The organism is Nocardia sp. CA-135953 (assembly GCF_050955735.1).
Taxonomy (GTDB): Bacteria; Actinomycetota; Actinomycetes; order Mycobacteriales; family Mycobacteriaceae; genus Nocardia.
Genome location: NZ_CP192082.1, coordinates 1,004,472 through 1,020,499, shown reverse-complemented (window position 1 = coordinate 1,020,499; position 16,028 = coordinate 1,004,472). Strand labels below are relative to the sequence as shown.

At 66.5% G+C, this 16,028-nt stretch carries 18 protein-coding genes; 3 read left to right on the top strand and 15 right to left on the bottom strand.

Features of this window, described 5'->3' with window-relative positions; all coding sequences use genetic code 11:
• Positions 1 to 83 precede the first annotated feature (83 nt).
• Positions 84 to 464 carry a hypothetical protein gene (locus tag ACQPXH_RS04860; RefSeq protein WP_433601145.1) on the top strand — a complete coding sequence of 127 codons (381 nt, stop codon included), beginning with the start codon at positions 84 to 86 and terminating at the stop codon, positions 462 to 464.
• 30 nt (positions 465 to 494) lie between these two features.
• Here the strand turns inward: ACQPXH_RS04860 and ACQPXH_RS04855 are convergent, their stop codons facing one another.
• The 5 genes from ACQPXH_RS04855 to hemB form a co-directional block, all read right to left on the bottom strand.
• Positions 495 to 740, bottom strand: coding sequence for a hypothetical protein (locus ACQPXH_RS04855; protein ID WP_433601144.1), 246 nt, complete (start codon positions 738 to 740; stop codon positions 495 to 497).
• Positions 741 to 1,086: 346 nt separating this feature from the next.
• Complete coding sequence (locus ACQPXH_RS04850; RefSeq protein WP_433601143.1) at positions 1,087 to 1,353, bottom strand: hypothetical protein; 267 nt, start codon at positions 1,351 to 1,353, stop codon at positions 1,087 to 1,089.
• Entirely contained in the window at positions 1,350 to 1,886 is a 537-nt protein-coding gene (locus tag ACQPXH_RS04845) for a hypothetical protein (RefSeq protein WP_433601142.1), read from the bottom strand. The genes ACQPXH_RS04850 and ACQPXH_RS04845 overlap by 4 nt, the downstream gene beginning before the upstream one ends.
• Before the next feature lie 365 nt (positions 1,887 to 2,251).
• Entirely contained in the window at positions 2,252 to 3,253 is a 1,002-nt protein-coding gene (locus tag ACQPXH_RS04840) for a hypothetical protein (protein WP_433601141.1), read from the bottom strand.
• A gap of 89 nt (positions 3,254 to 3,342) precedes the next feature.
• Entirely contained in the window at positions 3,343 to 4,320 is a 978-nt protein-coding gene (gene hemB, locus ACQPXH_RS04835; RefSeq protein ID WP_063045350.1) for a porphobilinogen synthase, read from the bottom strand.
• 660 nt (positions 4,321 to 4,980) lie between these two features.
• Here hemB and ACQPXH_RS04830 point away from each other — a divergent pair.
• Entirely contained in the window at positions 4,981 to 5,289 is a 309-nt protein-coding gene (locus ACQPXH_RS04830) for a hypothetical protein (RefSeq protein ID WP_433601140.1), read from the top strand.
• 124 nt (positions 5,290 to 5,413) lie between these two features.
• On the opposite strand, the gene ACQPXH_RS04825 is transcribed toward ACQPXH_RS04830, so the two are convergent.
• From ACQPXH_RS04825 to ACQPXH_RS04805, 5 genes are all read right to left on the bottom strand, one after another.
• Positions 5,414 to 6,976, bottom strand: a complete 1,563-nt coding sequence (locus ACQPXH_RS04825) for a uroporphyrinogen-III synthase (RefSeq protein WP_433601139.1) — start codon at positions 6,974 to 6,976, stop codon at positions 5,414 to 5,416.
• A 64-nt stretch (positions 6,977 to 7,040) separates the two neighbouring features.
• Positions 7,041 to 8,075 carry a hydroxymethylbilane synthase gene (gene hemC / locus ACQPXH_RS04820; protein WP_433601138.1) on the bottom strand — a complete coding sequence of 345 codons (1,035 nt, stop codon included), beginning with the start codon at positions 8,073 to 8,075 and terminating at the stop codon, positions 7,041 to 7,043.
• Entirely contained in the window at positions 8,072 to 9,541 is a 1,470-nt protein-coding gene (locus ACQPXH_RS04815; protein WP_433601137.1) for a glutamyl-tRNA reductase, read from the bottom strand. Before ACQPXH_RS04815 ends, hemC begins: the two co-directional genes overlap by 4 nt.
• A 73-nt stretch (positions 9,542 to 9,614) precedes the next feature.
• Positions 9,615 to 10,436 carry a redox-sensing transcriptional repressor Rex gene (locus ACQPXH_RS04810; RefSeq protein WP_433601136.1) on the bottom strand — a complete coding sequence of 274 codons (822 nt, stop codon included), beginning with the start codon at positions 10,434 to 10,436 and terminating at the stop codon, positions 9,615 to 9,617.
• Positions 10,437 to 10,687: 251 nt separating this feature from the next.
• Positions 10,688 to 10,948 (bottom strand): glutaredoxin family protein, encoded by a 261-nt coding sequence (locus tag ACQPXH_RS04805; RefSeq protein WP_433601135.1) that lies wholly within the window; start codon positions 10,946 to 10,948, stop codon positions 10,688 to 10,690.
• A 129-nt stretch (positions 10,949 to 11,077) separates the two neighbouring features.
• Between ACQPXH_RS04805 and ACQPXH_RS04800 the strand changes: the two genes are divergently transcribed.
• On the top strand, positions 11,078 to 12,088 hold the full coding sequence (locus ACQPXH_RS04800) for an HAD family hydrolase (RefSeq protein ID WP_433601134.1): 1,011 nt from the start codon (positions 11,078 to 11,080) through the stop codon (positions 12,086 to 12,088).
• Here the strand turns inward: ACQPXH_RS04800 and ACQPXH_RS04795 are convergent.
• The 5 genes from ACQPXH_RS04795 to proC all read right to left on the bottom strand — a co-directional run bounded on the left by ACQPXH_RS04795 (position 12,085) and on the right by proC (position 15,997).
• Positions 12,085 to 13,116, bottom strand: coding sequence for a lysophospholipid acyltransferase family protein (locus tag ACQPXH_RS04795; protein ID WP_433601133.1), 1,032 nt, complete (start codon positions 13,114 to 13,116; stop codon positions 12,085 to 12,087). The genes ACQPXH_RS04800 and ACQPXH_RS04795 overlap by 4 nt on opposite strands.
• Entirely contained in the window at positions 13,113 to 14,174 is a 1,062-nt protein-coding gene (locus tag ACQPXH_RS04790; RefSeq protein ID WP_433601132.1) for an NAD-dependent epimerase/dehydratase family protein, read from the bottom strand. Before ACQPXH_RS04790 ends, ACQPXH_RS04795 begins: the two co-directional genes overlap by 4 nt.
• 218 nt (positions 14,175 to 14,392) lie before the next feature.
• Complete coding sequence (locus ACQPXH_RS04785) at positions 14,393 to 14,494, bottom strand: 30S ribosomal protein bS22 (RefSeq protein ID WP_003402602.1); 102 nt, start codon at positions 14,492 to 14,494, stop codon at positions 14,393 to 14,395.
• 168 nt (positions 14,495 to 14,662) lie between these two features.
• Positions 14,663 to 14,953, bottom strand: a complete 291-nt coding sequence (locus ACQPXH_RS04780) for a helix-turn-helix domain-containing protein (RefSeq protein WP_245721189.1) — start codon at positions 14,951 to 14,953, stop codon at positions 14,663 to 14,665.
• A 207-nt stretch (positions 14,954 to 15,160) separates the two neighbouring features.
• Positions 15,161 to 15,997, bottom strand: a complete 837-nt coding sequence (gene proC, locus ACQPXH_RS04775; RefSeq protein ID WP_433601131.1) for a pyrroline-5-carboxylate reductase — start codon at positions 15,995 to 15,997, stop codon at positions 15,161 to 15,163.
• Between the last annotated feature and the right edge of the window lie 31 nt (positions 15,998 to 16,028).

The following is a 16,028-nucleotide window of genomic DNA, read 5'->3' as shown; positions in this document are numbered from 1 at the left end:
TGCGGCCGATATCGGTCGCCGACCGATTGCCGATGCGTAATCTCGGTGGGTCGTCGCACCATCCAACCCATCGGGAGGGTCCAATGCGGTTCGCCGTCATCAGCTCCACGATCTTCGCCGCGCTCGCCGCCGCCGTCACCGTCGGCGCCGGGACCGCAGCGGCCGCGGATCCGGTCAGCCAGCCCGACCGGATCGGGCTGCATCTGGATCACGCGGAGACCACGGCCCTCGGCGACGGACCACTGCCCGCATTGGTCACCATGGTGGTGCCGCTCAACCGGATCGGCGCCGGACTGAAGAGTGACACCGAGATCTACCGCGACGAGAACGGCGGAGTGCACGCCTCATTGCGCCAGGTCATCATGGAGGCGGCCAGGCATCCGGACGGCACCGTCACCGTGTACCTCAACGCGCCGGGCACCAGAGACGGCCGCACGCTCGACATCTATCAGAGTTGGGACTAGAGGGACGGCCGCCGGCGGGTGTGGACGAACTCAGGTGTACATGCACGGCGCCGAGGCCGAGATGGTGTGCAGCTGGCACATGAAGTTGTTGTACACACCGGCCGAACCCGAATCGGGCACGAAGATCGGCGCGGGCTGGGCCACCTCGGTCTGAGTGTCGGTCTGGGCAGCGGGCTCCAGCGGCAGTCCCGGTGCGGCCCATGCGGGCGCCGCACCGATTGCGGCCGCCGCGACGACCGCCGCGCACACTTTCCCGGCAAAACGAATCACAAGCATTTCTCCCAGTCGACACAATTCGGATTCCGACCGAAAGCATAACGGCCACAACAGTATTCACTGAATGCCGACCGTTGCACCTCGCGGCGCGGCACTTGCACGGTAGTGCAGTGGTGGCCGATACGCCAGGGCACGTCTCGGATCGCCGTTGCGCCTGAGGTGCGGCGCTACGAGGTGACGCCCAAGCAGAGCCCGACGAAACCGGTTGTCAGCAGACAGGCCAACGGAACCGGCAGCAGATTCAGTAGCGAAAACGATGGAATTGTCGGCATCATGCCTGCGATGTTCCCGCGAAATTCGCGAACAAACTGGTGCGGCGATCCGGATCGCCGGTGATTGCCCTGGTTCAGCGCGAACGCGCGGCACGCACCGTGCGCGCGAAAGCATCGATCGCGAGCACGCCGGCCACCATGACCAGGAAAGCGGCGAGCACCAACCACGGAGCGCTGTAGCGGGTTGAATCGAAGCCGGGCACGTCCCCTGACGGCGCGAAGGTGGTGGTGATCAGCCCATTGCGCCAACTCACCACCGCGAGAACCGCGCACCCCAGCGCGAGCGTCGATTCGACCAATGCCGCAAGCATCCGGTCACCGAGCGCAATCAAGCGCGTCAACGATCCGCTCCGTTCTCACTGTCTTCGGTTTTCTCGGTCCGCGTAGGCAGATCGGCACCGGTCCCGTCGAGCGCTTCGGTGAGCGCCGCCCGCAGTCCGCGGTGATCCTTCGCCCACGCCTGCACCAGTTCACCACCGACGAGCCGCAGCCCGATGCCCTTGCGCCGGCGTGGCACCCCGCTCAATTCGCCGAGCGCGCGCGCCGATTCCCAATCCACATCATCCCAGGAGTCCTCGTCCCGCTCGGGCATCACCGCAGCGATGGACGCCAGCGGCAAGGTCTCGGTGCCCTCGCGCAGCATGCCGGGGGTCAACTCGACGCTCACATGCCGCTGTCCTGCGATCACCTGCAGCACAACGAAACCCGCGATCAGCGTGGCACAGAAAATGAGAGCGAACCAGTGCACCTGATCAGCGGTCACCAATTCCAGAATCAACACGATCAGACACAGCAACGGCCCGTAGGCCACCGAACGCCAGCGCGCGCCCGGTTCGGTGAAGAGGATGGTCGCGCCATCCGCGGAATCCGTCACACCATGCTCCCAGCCGCTGGCGACTGCTTGCAGGTCGCTCGAAAGGGCCAGTCGAGCACGGTGACGGGAATCGACACCCGGTCCCGGATCAGCCGACCGCGCCGGGCAGGATCAGCAGCGCGACGGTGACCAACGCGAACAGGACCAGCAGGCTCAGTACAAGCAGATCTCGTCGAATGCTCTGCGGCTGTTGGATCACCACTCGCATCGATGCCTCCGATCTCCCGGAGCCATCTGGTCGACGTACTTACAAAACGTAAGACAACGTGTAACAAATGACTTCCGGTTCCCATGTCCTCTGTGACAACCCTCACGATACATGCTGCCGATTTCTTGACAAACTCGCGGACGGCTCCAGCTTTCGTTCACCTGCGATTCATCTGGAAGTACTCGGTCGAGTCCGGACGGTGACTCAGATACACCGCACCCGCGGCCAGCACGCCCTGCACGATCGCCGCCGCACCCGCTACCAGCGAGGCCGCTCCCGTCACCGCTTCCAGCGCGAACAGTGTGCCGACCGCCACCAGTACCAGCCAGACGCCCACAGCGGTCAAAAGCGTCCGTGCCCATAGCTTTCCGCGCACGAACTGGTGCACGAACAGCAAGGCGAATGCGGCCAGCGCCAACCCGATCACCACAGCGACCACGAAGGCCAACGAGACCATCAGCTCCGCATTGGCCATCGTGAAATTCGGATCGCCGACGTGCACCTGGTCGAACATCTTCTGCGCGAAATCCTTGCGCTGCTGAATTGCCGCGACAACCGACCCGATCATCTGCAGAATGCCGAATCCGATTACACCCCACCACAATTGCCGCGCCGTCCGAATATCCTCCGGCGGTTCCTGCCGCGGCTGCGGCGGCCCGACAACAGGCCCGCGCGGGTACGCGGCCGGTGGATACACCCCGGGCGGATACGGCATCGGCGGAATCGCGCCCTGCGGATACGGTCCGGCCGGATGCGCTGCCGTCGGACTCGAGCCGGGTGGACGCGCGCCCGCTGCAGCAGGGCCGTGGCTATGCGCGCCCGCGGGACTCGAGCCGGGCGCATTCGCTCCCACCGGATTCGAGCCGGGTGGATGCGCGCCCGCCGGAGTTGCGCCGGGCGGATGCGCGCCCGCCGGAGTTGCGCCGTGCGTGTTCGAATCAGCCGTCCCGGGCGCCTCGGCGCCCTGCGGCCACGCGCCGGCCGACTCGGTACCCTGCGACCCAGGCGGATACGCCTCGGTTGGATGTGCGCCCTCCGGCAGTGACGCAGGATTCGGTCCCGCGGTATCCGACCCTTGCGGATTCGAACCGAGCGACTTCGCCCCGTCCGACTCGCGATCCGGCGACTTCGAACCCTCCGGCTCGGAGGATGACTGCATTGAGGGCGATTCCGGGCTCATCGATTCCGACTCGACCGACTTCGAACTGCCAGACGCCGCACCCGGCGCCTCGGGTCTGAGCGGATTCGTCACGACAGCCAGTGCGCGGCCTCGGTCGCCCAGTAGGTGAGCACCATATCCGCGCCGGCCCGGCGGATACCGATCAGCGATTCCAGGATGGCAGCGCGGCGGTCGATCCAGCCGCGCTGGGCGGCGGCGGTGATCATCGCGTATTCGCCCGAGATCTGATACGCGGCCACCGGCACCGTCGATTGGTCGGCGACATCGCGCAGGATGTCCAGATACGACATCGCCGGCTTGACCATCACGATGTCCGCGCCCTCGGCCAGATCCAGTTGCAGTTCCCGGATCGCCTCGCGACGGTTCGCCGGATCCTGCTGGTAACTGCGCCGATCCCCTTCCAGCGAGGAGGCGACCGCCTCGCGGAACGGACCGTAGAACGCCGATGCGTACTTCGCGGCGTAGGCGAGGATGCCGGTATCGGTGCGCCCGACCGCGTCCAGGCCGCGCCGGATCGCGCCGACCTGACCGTCCATCATGCCGCTGGTACCGAGCAGATCCGCCCCGGCTTCGGCCTGCGCGAGCGCCATCTCCACGTAGCGGTGCAGGGTGGCGTCGTTGTCGACGGCACCGTCCGCGGACAGCACGCCGCAGTGGCCGTGATCGGTGAATTCGTCGAGACAGGTATCGGCCATGACCACCGTCGAATCGCCGACCTCGTCGGCGAGCGCGCGCAGACCCCGGTTGAGAATGCCATCGGGATCGCTGGCCTTGCTGCCGGTGGCGTCCTTGTCCTCGGGCCGCGGCACACCGAAGAGCATGAGCCCGCCCACACCCGCGGTGACCGCTTCGACCGCCGCCTTGCGCAGCGAATCCATCGAATGCTGCAGTACGCCGGGCATGGAGCCGATCTCGCGCGGCTCGTCCAGTCCGTCGGCGACGAACATCGGTAGCACCAATTGCCGTGGCTCGAGAGTCGTTTCAGCCACGAGACGACGCAGGGCGGGGGTACGGCGCAACCGCCGCGGGCGGTCCAATCCGGTCATAACCGCACGATACGCCCGGCCCGAATACGAGTCGCAAGCGGCGGTACGCCGATGGATCAGGGGCTTGCCATCATCGTTGAGGATGTCTCGAGGATCCGATAAGCCCACCGGGCGATACTGCGGACCACCCGGCGGTCGCCGGCGATTACCGGCGCTCGAAGAGTGCCGTGCGAGGAGCGGATGATGGTGGGGAGTGGTCGGTCTTGTCCCAGGAGTACGCGATGACCGGGTCGAGGGTGAGCGGTGGTTGCGTCGCGGCGCCGAAGCGGGAGATGCCGATTCAATGTTCCAGCTCGCGCGATTCCTGAGAGAGCGACCTGTGCAGACGGACAATCCCGCGGCAGCAGCCCAGGGGCACAAGGACGCCCGCTACTGGCTCGAACGCGCTGCGATCCTGCGCCACCCCCAAGCGCTCGAACTCCTACACGGACTCTGAAACACACTCGCGAACAAGTCATCCGCCCGGATAGCCGGTCTCACGGCCGGGCACCGCGTACCCGAGTCCTCGGTTCGAACTCGGGGTGGCCAGATCACCGCGCGGTTCCCCGCAGCGTACGAAAGCCCTTGTGAGCGGGTGTTTTTGTCGGTGGGCAGTAGTAAAATCGAAGGAGTGTTCGAGGGAATCGCTCCAGGTTCCCGATTGCGACGGGAGGACGCACCGTGCCCAACACCGCATCGAAGTCGAAGGTCAGCGATCGCTTGCAGGTCGCTCGAAACAACACAGTTCGACCCTATGTTCCGCTGCAGAAGCGGCCGCTGCCCGCCGGGCGACCGCGCAAGTGGTACATCTCGCACAATCGACGACTCAAGGCGATGCGCCTGACCATCGCCCTGCTGGACTCCGGGATCTATCTGCCGAGCCAAGCCAGCAACGAAAGGATCCGGCGCACAGCCGAACTCATCGATATTCGCCCGCCGTCCGACACCACCTGCCGTTTGGTGCGGACCCTGATGCGCTACAGCCGCTGATCAACGGAGCTCGACGGTTGCGGCGGCTCCGGTTGCGCGGCGAGAGAGCGACGCTGGCGACTGCTTGCAGGTCGCACAAAACAGCCTGCACTCTCGCCGCCCAACCGGGTAGGCCAACGGGTATCTAGCGGCTGCGGCGGCTCTTCTTGCGCGGTGGGGGCAGCAGGCCCTCGGCGCGCAGGCGGGCCGCATGCTCGGCCAGCGCCTCGACCAGCGGACCGACCTGGGCGACCTCCGGCTGCACATCCACACGCAGACCGAATTCGATGGCCGTCTCGGCGGTCTTCGGGCCGATGCACGCAACAATGGTGCGCGCGTGCGGCTTACCCGCGATACCGACCAGATTGCGGACCGTGGAGGACGAGGTGAACAGCACCGCGTCGAAGCCGCCGGTCTTGATCATCTCGCGGGTCTCGGCCGGCGGCGGCGAGGCGCGCACCGTGCGGTAGGCGGTCACGTCATCGATTTCCCAGCCACGATCGCGCAGACCCTCGGCCAGAGTTTCGGTGGCAATGTCCGCGCGTGGCAACAAGACTCGGTTCACCGGATCGAAAACGTCGTCGTAGGGCGGGAAGTCGGCGAGCAGGCCCTCGGACGACTGTTCACCACTCGGCACCAGCTCCGGATTGATCCCGAACGAGCGCACCTTATCCGCGGTGGCCTCGCCGACGCAGGCGATCTTCACACCGGAGAAGGCCCGAGCGTCCAGACCGAATTCGGCGAACTTCTCCCAGACCGCACGCACCGCATTGGTGGAGGTGAACACCACCCACTGGTAGCGGCCGTCGACCAGACCCTTGACCGCGCGCTCCATCTGCGCCGGACTGCGCGGCGGCTCGACCGCGATGGTCGGCACCTCCATCGGAATGGCGCCGTGGGTGACCAGCCGCTCGCTCATCTCGGATGCCTGCTCCTTGGTGCGCGGGACCAGCACGGTCCAGCCGTACAGCGCCCGCGACTCCCACCACGACATCTTCGACCGCTGCGCGACCACCTTGCCGATGGTCACCACCAGCGGACCGACCAGCTCGGAGGCCGCACTGTTGAGCGTGGCCAGGGTGGCCTCGATGGTGCGCTGCTGGCGGGTGGTGCCGCGCACCGTCACCGCGACCGGGGTCTGCGGCGCCATACCGTGTTCGACCAGCGCACTCGCGGTTTCGGCCAGATGACCCGAGGTCGCCGAAAGCACCAGCGGGCCGGGCGCGGCGGCCAGTGCGGCCCAGTCGACCTCACCGCGCACATCGGCCTCGGTGTGCCCGGAACCGAGCGCGATACCGGCGAAACTCGGCACCGCGGAACCATTGGGCAGGCCCGGCAGCACCTCGAAGACCATATGCGAACGCGTCACCGCATTGACCTCGGCGATCACCGAATCGGTCGTCAGCGGATCACCCGCGACCACCCGGACCACGTCGTGGCCACCGCGGGCCTCGGCGATCAGCGTCTTGGCCACCTCGGCGGGGTCGCCGAGCGCGGGCCGCACGTCCACCGGACGTTCACCGTCCTCGCCCGGCTCGACCGCGATACCGATCAGGGCGAGCACGCCCTTGTCGACATCGGGATCGGTGAATGCCAATGTCGCCCGCCCCAGCACCTCGCGCGCACGCACTGTCAGCAGTGCCGCGTCGCCGGGCCCCGACCCGACAAACAGGATCCGTCCTGGATGCTTCTTGTGTGCTCGGTTCATGCCCGTACCTCGCTAGCGCTCGGCACGCACATCGCCGGGGGCACTGTGTTGTTGATTCGCTCGCTCATTGGCTGTTCTCCATTGGGCTGGAATTGTAAAAGTCAGTGGGCGGACTAACCGCTGCTTCCGGCGTGCTGAGCAACTCGCGGGCGCCCAGATCGAGCAGTTCCCGGGCCAGCTCGCGGCCGAGCTCCGCAGCGCGCTCGGGAGCGCCGACCACGGAGGCTCGCAATACATCGGAGCCGTCGACGGCCGCCGCGCAACCGCGCAGCGAGAGTTCGTCGACAATTCTGCCGTCATCGTCGAGCGATTCGACGACCTCGGCGATCGCGCCGATCGGCACGGTGCAACCGGCCTCCAGTTCGGCCAGCAGCGACCGTTCGGCAATGACGGACGCACGGGTCGCGGCGTCGTCTAGTTCGGTAAGCGCCTTGATGAGTTCGCTGTCATCGCTGCGGCATTCGACCGCCAACGCACCCTGTGCGGGCGCGGGCAACATCTGCACCGGCTCCAGCGCCTCGGTGACCACGTCGAGCCGGCCGATTCTGGCCAGTCCGGCCCTGGCCACCACGACCGCGTCCAACTCCCCCTCGCTGACCTTGCGCAGCCGGGTGTCGAGGTTGCCACGCAGCGGCACGATGTCCAGACCGAGTCCGAGGGCACGCAACTGCGCGGCGCGGCGCGGCGCGGAGGTGCCGACCTTGGCACCGGCGGGAAGCTCACCGAGCACCAGACCGTCGCGCGCCACCAGTGCATCGCGCGGATCCTCGCGGGGCGGGATGGCGGCGATGGTGAAACGCGGATCCTGTGCGGTCGGTAGGTCCTTGTACGAATGCACCGCGATATCGATTTTCCCGGCGGCGAGTTCGTCGCGCAGTGCCGAGGTGAAGACGCCGACACCGATCTGCTGCACCGGATCCGCGGATAGATCGCCCGCGGTCTCGACGACCACCAGCTCCGCATCGTGTCCGGCCGCGATCAGATTGTCGCGGATCGTGCCCGCCTGCGTGCGGGCGAGCAAACTGCCTCTGGTGCCGATCCGCCACGGCACGCGAATGCTGCCTGCGGTCACGTTTTCCTCTTCCTGCACAACTGTCATGACGTCTGCCCCTGTTCTTCGCCGCGGTGTCCGGCGGTGAAGTCGTCGGCCAGCGCGATCTCGCTGCCGCCGACGATCGCTTCCGGGTCGACCGCAACATCGCCGAAGAAGCGAATCGCCGTATGCTCGTCGCTGATCGAACTGAGTTCCATCGGAGCCGCGACCGCTTGCGCCGCACCGGGTTTGAGCTCGAACAGTTCCCGCAGCGCCTCGGCGTAGGTATCGCCGCCCGGGGTGGAGGCCAACTGTTTAACGCGCACCGTCGGCGCGTGGAGCAACTTGTCCACCACGCGACGCACGGTGCGCGCCACCTCGTCACGTTCCGGATCGGCCAGTCCGGGCAGCCGGGAATCCAGCCGCAGCAATTCGGCCTCGACCACCTCGGCCGCGCGCTGCCGCAATGCGGCAACGGTCGGGGTGACCTCCGCCATGCGCTGGCCTGCAAGGTATTTCGCGAGTTCGTCGGCGACGATCGAGCGGGCGGCGGCGGTATCGTCGGCGGCCGCACCGGCCGCCGGATCGCGCTGCAAGGTCTCGATATCGATGACGGTGACACCGGGCAGTCCGGCTACCGCGTGTTCGACATCGCGCGGCAGACCGAGATCGCAGAACACCAACGGCCGTTCCACCTGGCTGGCGCGCTCGCGTTCGGCGAGTGCGCGGTGGGTATCGGCCAGTGTCACCACCGCGCCGACCGCGCCGGTACAGGTGACGACGATATCCGCGGCCGCCATCGCCTCGGTCAGGCGCGACAGTTCCATCGAATGAGCCTCGACACCGTGACTGCGCGCGGTCGCGGCGAGCCGCTTGGCCCGGGCCGATGTGCGATTCACCACGAGGATGCGGCCGATGCCCGCCCGCGACAGATGCGCCACCGCGAGCCCGCCCATCGCCCCGGCCCCGAGCACCACGGCGGTCTGCCCGGCGAGCGGGCCGAGCACATGCCGCGCCCGATCCAGCGCCACCGAAACCACCGACGCGCCGGCCCGATCGATACCGGTCTCCGAATGCACCCGCTTGCCGACGCGCAGCGCGTGCTGCGCGAGTTCGTGCAGGGTCCGCCCGACCGCCTGCTGTGCGTCGGCGGAAGCGTAGGCGCCGCGGATCTGGCTGAGCACCTGCTGCTCGCCGATCACCATCGAATCCAGGCCGCTGGCCACCGCGAACAGGTGTTCGGCTGCGGCCTCGCTGTAGCGGACATAGGCGTGCTTGGTCAGATCCGGCAGCGGGAGGCCGGAATGTTTGGTCAGCAAATCGCCGACTTCGGCGAGGCCGCCGTGGAAGGCGTCCACCACGGCGTAGACCTCGACACGGTTGCAGGTGGAGACGATCATCGCCTCGGACACACGGCTCGAGGTGAGCATTCGATCGATCAGTTTCGGCCGGTCCGCGTCGGTGATCGCGACCTTCTCCAGAATCGAGACGGGCGCGCTGCGATGCGAAATCCCGACTAGAAGAATGCTCATGACTCCGCCTCGCCGGCGCTCGGCTGCGTCATGCGCATTACGCGCCGCCGCATGATTCGTTCGCTGCGCTCACTCATGGTGTGACCACCGATCCCTTGCTGGATGGCTCCGTTGCCGAATGCGAGGACGTCGAGTGCTTGAGCACCGGATGTCCGGCAGCAGTGTGCGCGGGCGCGCGGTGGGCGATGCGGCCGGAAACGGCGTGCGCGACCTCGGGCAGCGGCGGCGCATTGCGTGCGGTCTCGAACGACAGCATCTGCAACTCGACCGCCAGATCGACCCGGCGCACCTCCACCGTCTCCGGCGCGGTCAGTTCACATGGAGCAAAGCTCAGAATCGACTGCAGCCCGGAGGCGACCAACAGATCGCAAACGTCCTGTGCCGCGTCGTCGGGCACGGTGATCACCGCGATGGTCGGCTTCAAGGCGTCGACGGCCGGGGCCAGATCCGCGACATCGCGCACCACCAGACCGGCGACCGACCGGCCGATCACCTCGGGGTGGCTGTCGAACATGCCGACCACGGTGAAACCGCGGCGCCGGAACCCGCCGTACCCGACCAGTGCCCGGCCCAGATTTCCGGCGCCGACCAGTACCACCCGATGTCCCTGCGAGAGCCCGAGCACATCCTCGATCCTGGTGCGCAACTTGGCGACGTCATAGCCGACACCCCGAACACCGTTGGGGCCGAGGAAGGAAAGGTCCTTGCGCAACTTGGCCGAATTGACACCCGCCGCGACAGCCAGTTCCTCACTCGATACGATGGCAACACCGTCGTCGGCCAACATGGCCAGGACCCGGAGATATGTGGCCAGCCGCGCCACGGTGGCTTGGGGGATGTCCTTTTGCAGAGCCCTGCCGGAGACGCCACTCGGCGCCTCATGCTGCTCTGTCACGTCGTCGGCTCCTCGTTCCGGCCTCCGGCGAGGTCCGGTTCGTCGTTCGACCTCGTGCCCGGGGCGGTCCGGTGCCATGGTCGAAGTATTCGGAATGCTGGGTTCATTACGCGGTGGATCCGCAGCCTCGGCGAGCGGGTCGCGTGCCACCACCGTAACCGCTTGTGCAGCCCTTCACAAAGTCGGTGAATTTGGCCTCATTTTCGGCCGCGACCAGCAGCGCGGCGGAATCGGGCCGGATCAGCAATCGCTCAGCGAGTCAAGTCGGCCCGCAATCGGGGCTCGTCGACATCGAAATAGCTGTGCTCACGACCGTCCAGCAGCACGACGGGAAGCCGGTCGCCGTACTCCGCGCGCAGGCCAGGGTCGGTTCCGGCGGCTTGGTCCACGTCGACGGTCGACGGCTCGATGTCGAAATCGGCGCAGATCGCCCGGAGTTGCTCGAACGCGATGACGCAGAGCCCGCAGCCCGATCTCGTCAGCAGCGTCACCGAATGTGTGGGATTGGTCATGGCCGATATTAAATCCCCTCGCCACGCCCCGATCGGAGCGCGCGGTAGTGCCTTGACTGTCGCCGCGGCCAGCTAATGTGGTTGTGGTTCGCGCGACGGGCGGAGGTACTGGTGCCGGAACGATCGAAGGTGGCAAGAGCTGGTTTCATCGCGGGACGATTCGGTGAGTTTCCGGTGCGGTGGAATCAGGGCCGGCTGGGCCAGGGTCTGCATGACCAGCTCGCGCGCATCTCTCGCAGCCCCTTCGGCCCGAGCGAGGAAGAGCTGCGGGCCAATCTGGCCGGTGAGGCCAGTGCCGAGGCGGCGCTGTCGCTGCACGATGCCGAACTCGCCGAAGCCGATATCGAGGCCATCGGGCCCGAGGTGCCGCGGGATCTGACCGCGGCCGCATTCTTCGATGTCGACAACACCATGGTGCAGGGTGCGTCGATCGTGCATTTCGCCCGCGGCTTGGCCGCGCGCAAATACTTCAAGACCTCCGATCTGGTGGACGTCGCCTGGAAGCAGGTGAAGTTCCGGGTCACCGGCAAGGAGAACAGCACCGATATGGCCGCAGGCCGGGAGAAGGCGCTGGCATTCATCGCGGGCCGCCCCACCGCCGAACTGGCCGCCCTCGGCGAGGAGATCTACGACGAGATCATCGCCGACAAGATCTGGCCCGGCACAAGGGCTTTGGCGCAGATGCACTTGGACGCCGGCCAGCAGGTCTGGCTGGTGACCGCGACACCGGTCGAGCTGGCGCAGGTGATCGCCAAGCGGCTCGGGCTCACCGGCGCGCTCGGCACCGTCGCCGAGAGCGTCGACGGAAAGTTCACGGGGCGATTGGTCGGCGACATCCTGCACGGACTCGGCAAGGCGCATGCGGTGCGCACGCTGGCGGTCCGAGAAGGCTTGAACCTCAAGCGTTGTACGGCCTACTCCGACAGCCACAACGATGTGCCGATGCTGTCACTGGTCGGCACCGCGGTGGCGATCAATCCGGATTCGGACCTACGGGAGGTGGCGAAGAATCGCGGCTGGGAGATCCGTGATTTCCGCACCGGACGCAAGGCAGCCAAGATCGGCGTGCCGACCGCGCTGGCACTCGGCGCCGCCGGCGGCGCGGTCGCCGCCGCGGTCACCCGGCGCCGCGAGCACTAGCCGGTGAACGGGTTGCGGCGCTTGGTGAGCAGTTTGTAGAGGGTCTGCTGAATGGTTTCGCGAACCTGATCGGTGACCTCGAACATGGTCATCGGATCGTCGGCGTCCTCGGCCGCGTAGCCGGTGGTCGCGATGGGCTCGCCGAATTCGATGTACCACTTCGACGGCAGCGGCAGCGCGCCGAGCGGACCCAGATGCGGGAACAGCGGCGTCACCGGGAAATACGGCACATTGAGCAGCCTGGCGAGCGGCTTGATATCGGCCAGTTTCGGATAGATCTCCTCCGAGCCGACGATCGAGCACGGAATGATCGGCGTGCCGGTGCGCACCGCCGCCGCGACGAATCCGCCGCGACCGAAGCGCTGCAGCTTGTAGCGGTCGGTGAACTGCTTGCCGACGCCCTTGAAGCCCTCCGGGAACACGCCGGTCAATTCGCCTGCACGCAAAAGCCTTTCGGCATCCGGATGGCAGGCCAGGGTGTGCCCGGCCTTGCGAGCGAGCACGCCGAGCACCGGCGTCTCGAAGAGGAGATCGGCGGCTAGCAGACGTAGCGCGCGTTCCTTCGGATGCCGATCGTGGATCGCCAGTTGCAGCATCAGCCCGTCGAGCGGAATGGTGCCCGCATGGTTGGCGACGATCAGCGCACCGCCTGCTTCTGGAACGTTCTCGATCCCGTTGACCTGCACTCGGAACCAATAATCCGAGAGCGGGCGCAGCGCGGGCAGGATCAACGATTCCAGCAGGTGCTCGTCGAAGCCGAATTCGTCGACCTGATAGTCGCCGGTGACCCGACGGCGCAGGAAATCCGCGGTGGTGCGGATCTGCTTGCCGATGGCGCCGCGCAGCATGTCCGACACCGACTGCGGCGCCGGGGGTTCGGCGGCCGCGAGACGTTCGGTCAGCGACGTCACCACCTGGCTCGGCGCGACCTCGCCGGTCACCGGTTCCGGCCAGCGCCGCGGCGTGTTCCGCTGGCGCGTTTCGATATTCAGATCGTGGAGTTGGATGACTTTCGCTACGTCATTCATGTATGTGCTCCCGTAGCGGCCCCGAGCAGGCCGAGCAGTTTATGTTCTGCGGCATCGATCCAGGCTGGATCGATGACGGGCCGCGACGCTGCGCCCCCGATGAAGTCGTCGAATGCCTGCACCGTCGTCCAGCGCGGGACGAAACCGAGTTCGGTGCGCATACGGGTGGTGTCGAGGCCACAGCCGAAGTGGAAATAGTCGATCTGCTCACTGGTGAAGTCCCGCATGATCGGGCCCATGATCGCGCGGCCCGCGGTGCGGAAGACCGACCATGGGATCGGCAGCTCGATCCGACCCGCACGCCGGATCGCCTGCGACAACACCAGTGCGCCGTCTCCCGCGATGTTGTAGGTGCCGCCGGGCGCCTGCCGTGCCGCGTGCGCCATCGCGGCGATGGCGTCCTCCTCGTGCAGCAACTGCAGCCTGGCATCGCGGCCGAGAACCGTCGGAGCGACGGGTGAGCGCAGATACTGCACACCGCGCCGGGCCAACCGCGGGCCGACAATGGGCGCCAAACGCAAAATCGAAGCGGCGATATCCGGACGCCGCCGCGCGAGTCCGCGGACGAATCCTTCGATTTCGATCATGTCGCGAGCAAACCAACCACTCGGTGGAGTTCGCGCGCTCATTTCTTCGGTGAATTTCGCGGGATCCTTCGCACTGCATCCGTAGATCGCGGAGGTCGAGCGCACCACCACGCGCCGCACCGAAGGCGATTTCTGACACACCGCGAGCAGCTGCATGGCGCCGAGCACGTTGAGATCCTTCATCACCGCCCGGCCACCACCGGCCGGTGGATGCGTGAGCATCGCGGCGTGCACGACGGTATCGACCTCATTGCCGCCGATCACCTTGCGAATCAAGGGATTTCGAATATCGGCGCGAACGAATTCGGCGCGGCCCATGCGTCGTTGCAGTTCACGACTGGGGGTCATGGTGTCGACGGCCAGGATGTGTTCGACGGTCTGATCCTGGGCCAAACGCGCGACCACGTTGCCGCCGAAGAATCGGCTGGCACCGGTCACCATCACCACCTTGGGTGTATGTCCATCCCGCATTTCAGAACCCACCGCACCGGATCCCAACTGTGACAGCCCCCCAATTCCATTTGCTGCGGTACCAGAGTAACCGGTCGACTCCGATGCGCAGAGGGTATTAACCAGGATCTAACGATGACTTCAGCCACCCGATACATGGGCAACTTTCAAAATTCGCTGTTTCAAAAGAAAGGCCCGCCACCAATCGGTGACGGGCCTCTCAGCTAACGCGCAGCGACTCACTTGCCGAGTTTGCGCCGCTGAACACGCGTGCGGCGAAGCAGCTTGCGGTGCTTCTTCTTCGACATGCGCTTGCGGCGCTTCTTGATCACAGAACCCATAGGGTTGTCCTCGCGTTCTCTCTACTCGGCGCGCACGCCAATCACGTACGCATATTTCAGCGTCCGCGCCGCCAGCTGGCACCGGACACCACAAAGCGGTGCCGCCGACAGGCGCACACGAACCGAGGGTTCATCCTACCGGGACACCGTCAAACTGATGAAACCGCCTCATCCAGCGTCGAAGTAGGACGTCTCCAAATAGTCGTGCACCGCCTTGGCATGCACCCGGAACGAACGACCGACCCGTACGGCGGGCAACTCACCCGAGTGCACCAGCCGATAGACCGTCATCTTGGACACTCGCATGAGATTCGCGACCTCGGCGACGGTGAGGAACTGAGTACCTCCGCCGAGCACCGATTGCGTCGGAGTTCCCGAACCGCCTTGGGTCCGGGAATTGGCCCGGCCACCCGATGGTCCGGAACTTCCTGGCGACGTCCCTGAACTATTTGCAGACATCTTGTTAGACATCATCGCACCACTGACCTCCGGCACGTCCGCGCCGCCGGCTTCCCCACCGGCGGAACAGACACGCACGTGCTCCTTGAAGCTTAGCGGGACCAGTGGGATTACTGCGACGGGTGTGAGAAATCAGGTTTACACGCACGGAACCGACCGGTCACCCCGCAGACGTTCGGTGTTTGATCAACTCCCACCCGAGACACCTCAGGAAGCGCTGCCGCCAGTACCGTCGTTGGCACCCTGTTCGGCGGATCGTTGCTTCGCGGCGTGCAATGCCTCGAAGAAGGCCGAACGCACCCCGCCGCGCTCCAATTCACGCACCGCGGCGGCGGTCGTACCCGCCGGCGAGGTCACTGCGGCACGCAGTTCGGCAGCGGTCTGTCCGGAGCTCTCGAGCAGGGCGGCCGAGCCGAGCATGGTCTGCACCACGAGTTCGGTGGCGACGTCGCGGGTCAGGCCGAGCGCGACACCGGCATCGACCATGGCCTCGACCACCAGGAAGAAGTACGCGGGTCCGGAACCCGAGACCGCGGTCACCGCATCCATCTGCGCCTCGGTCACGGTCGCCACCTTGCCGACCGCGGCGAGCAGCTCGGTCACCTGGGCCAGCTGTTCCGGCCGGGCGTAGCGGCCCGGCGCGAGCACGCTCATGCCCTGGCCGACCAGCATCGGGGTATTCGGCATCACCCGGACCACCGGGAAACCGGCGGGCAGCTTGTTCTCCAGGCGCGCCGTGGGCACACCCGCCGCCAGCGACACCAGGATCTGATCCCGATCGGCATCGAGTTCGGCCTTGCCGAGCTGGCTCGAGACCGTATCCACATCCCCCGGCTTGACCGCGATGACCAGGACATCCGCACCTACGATCGCGTCCGCGATCGAATCGGTGACCCGTACGCCGAAACGGTCGCCGATGAGTTCGGCCCGATCGGCATGCGTCTCGACGACGACCAGATCCTTCGCCGCCCGTCCGGATTCGAGCAATCCGGCGATCAACGCCTCCCCGATGCGACCGCCACCGATCACCGCAACTCTCGTCATGGGCCTTAAGGCTAGTCGCGCGACCAAATCG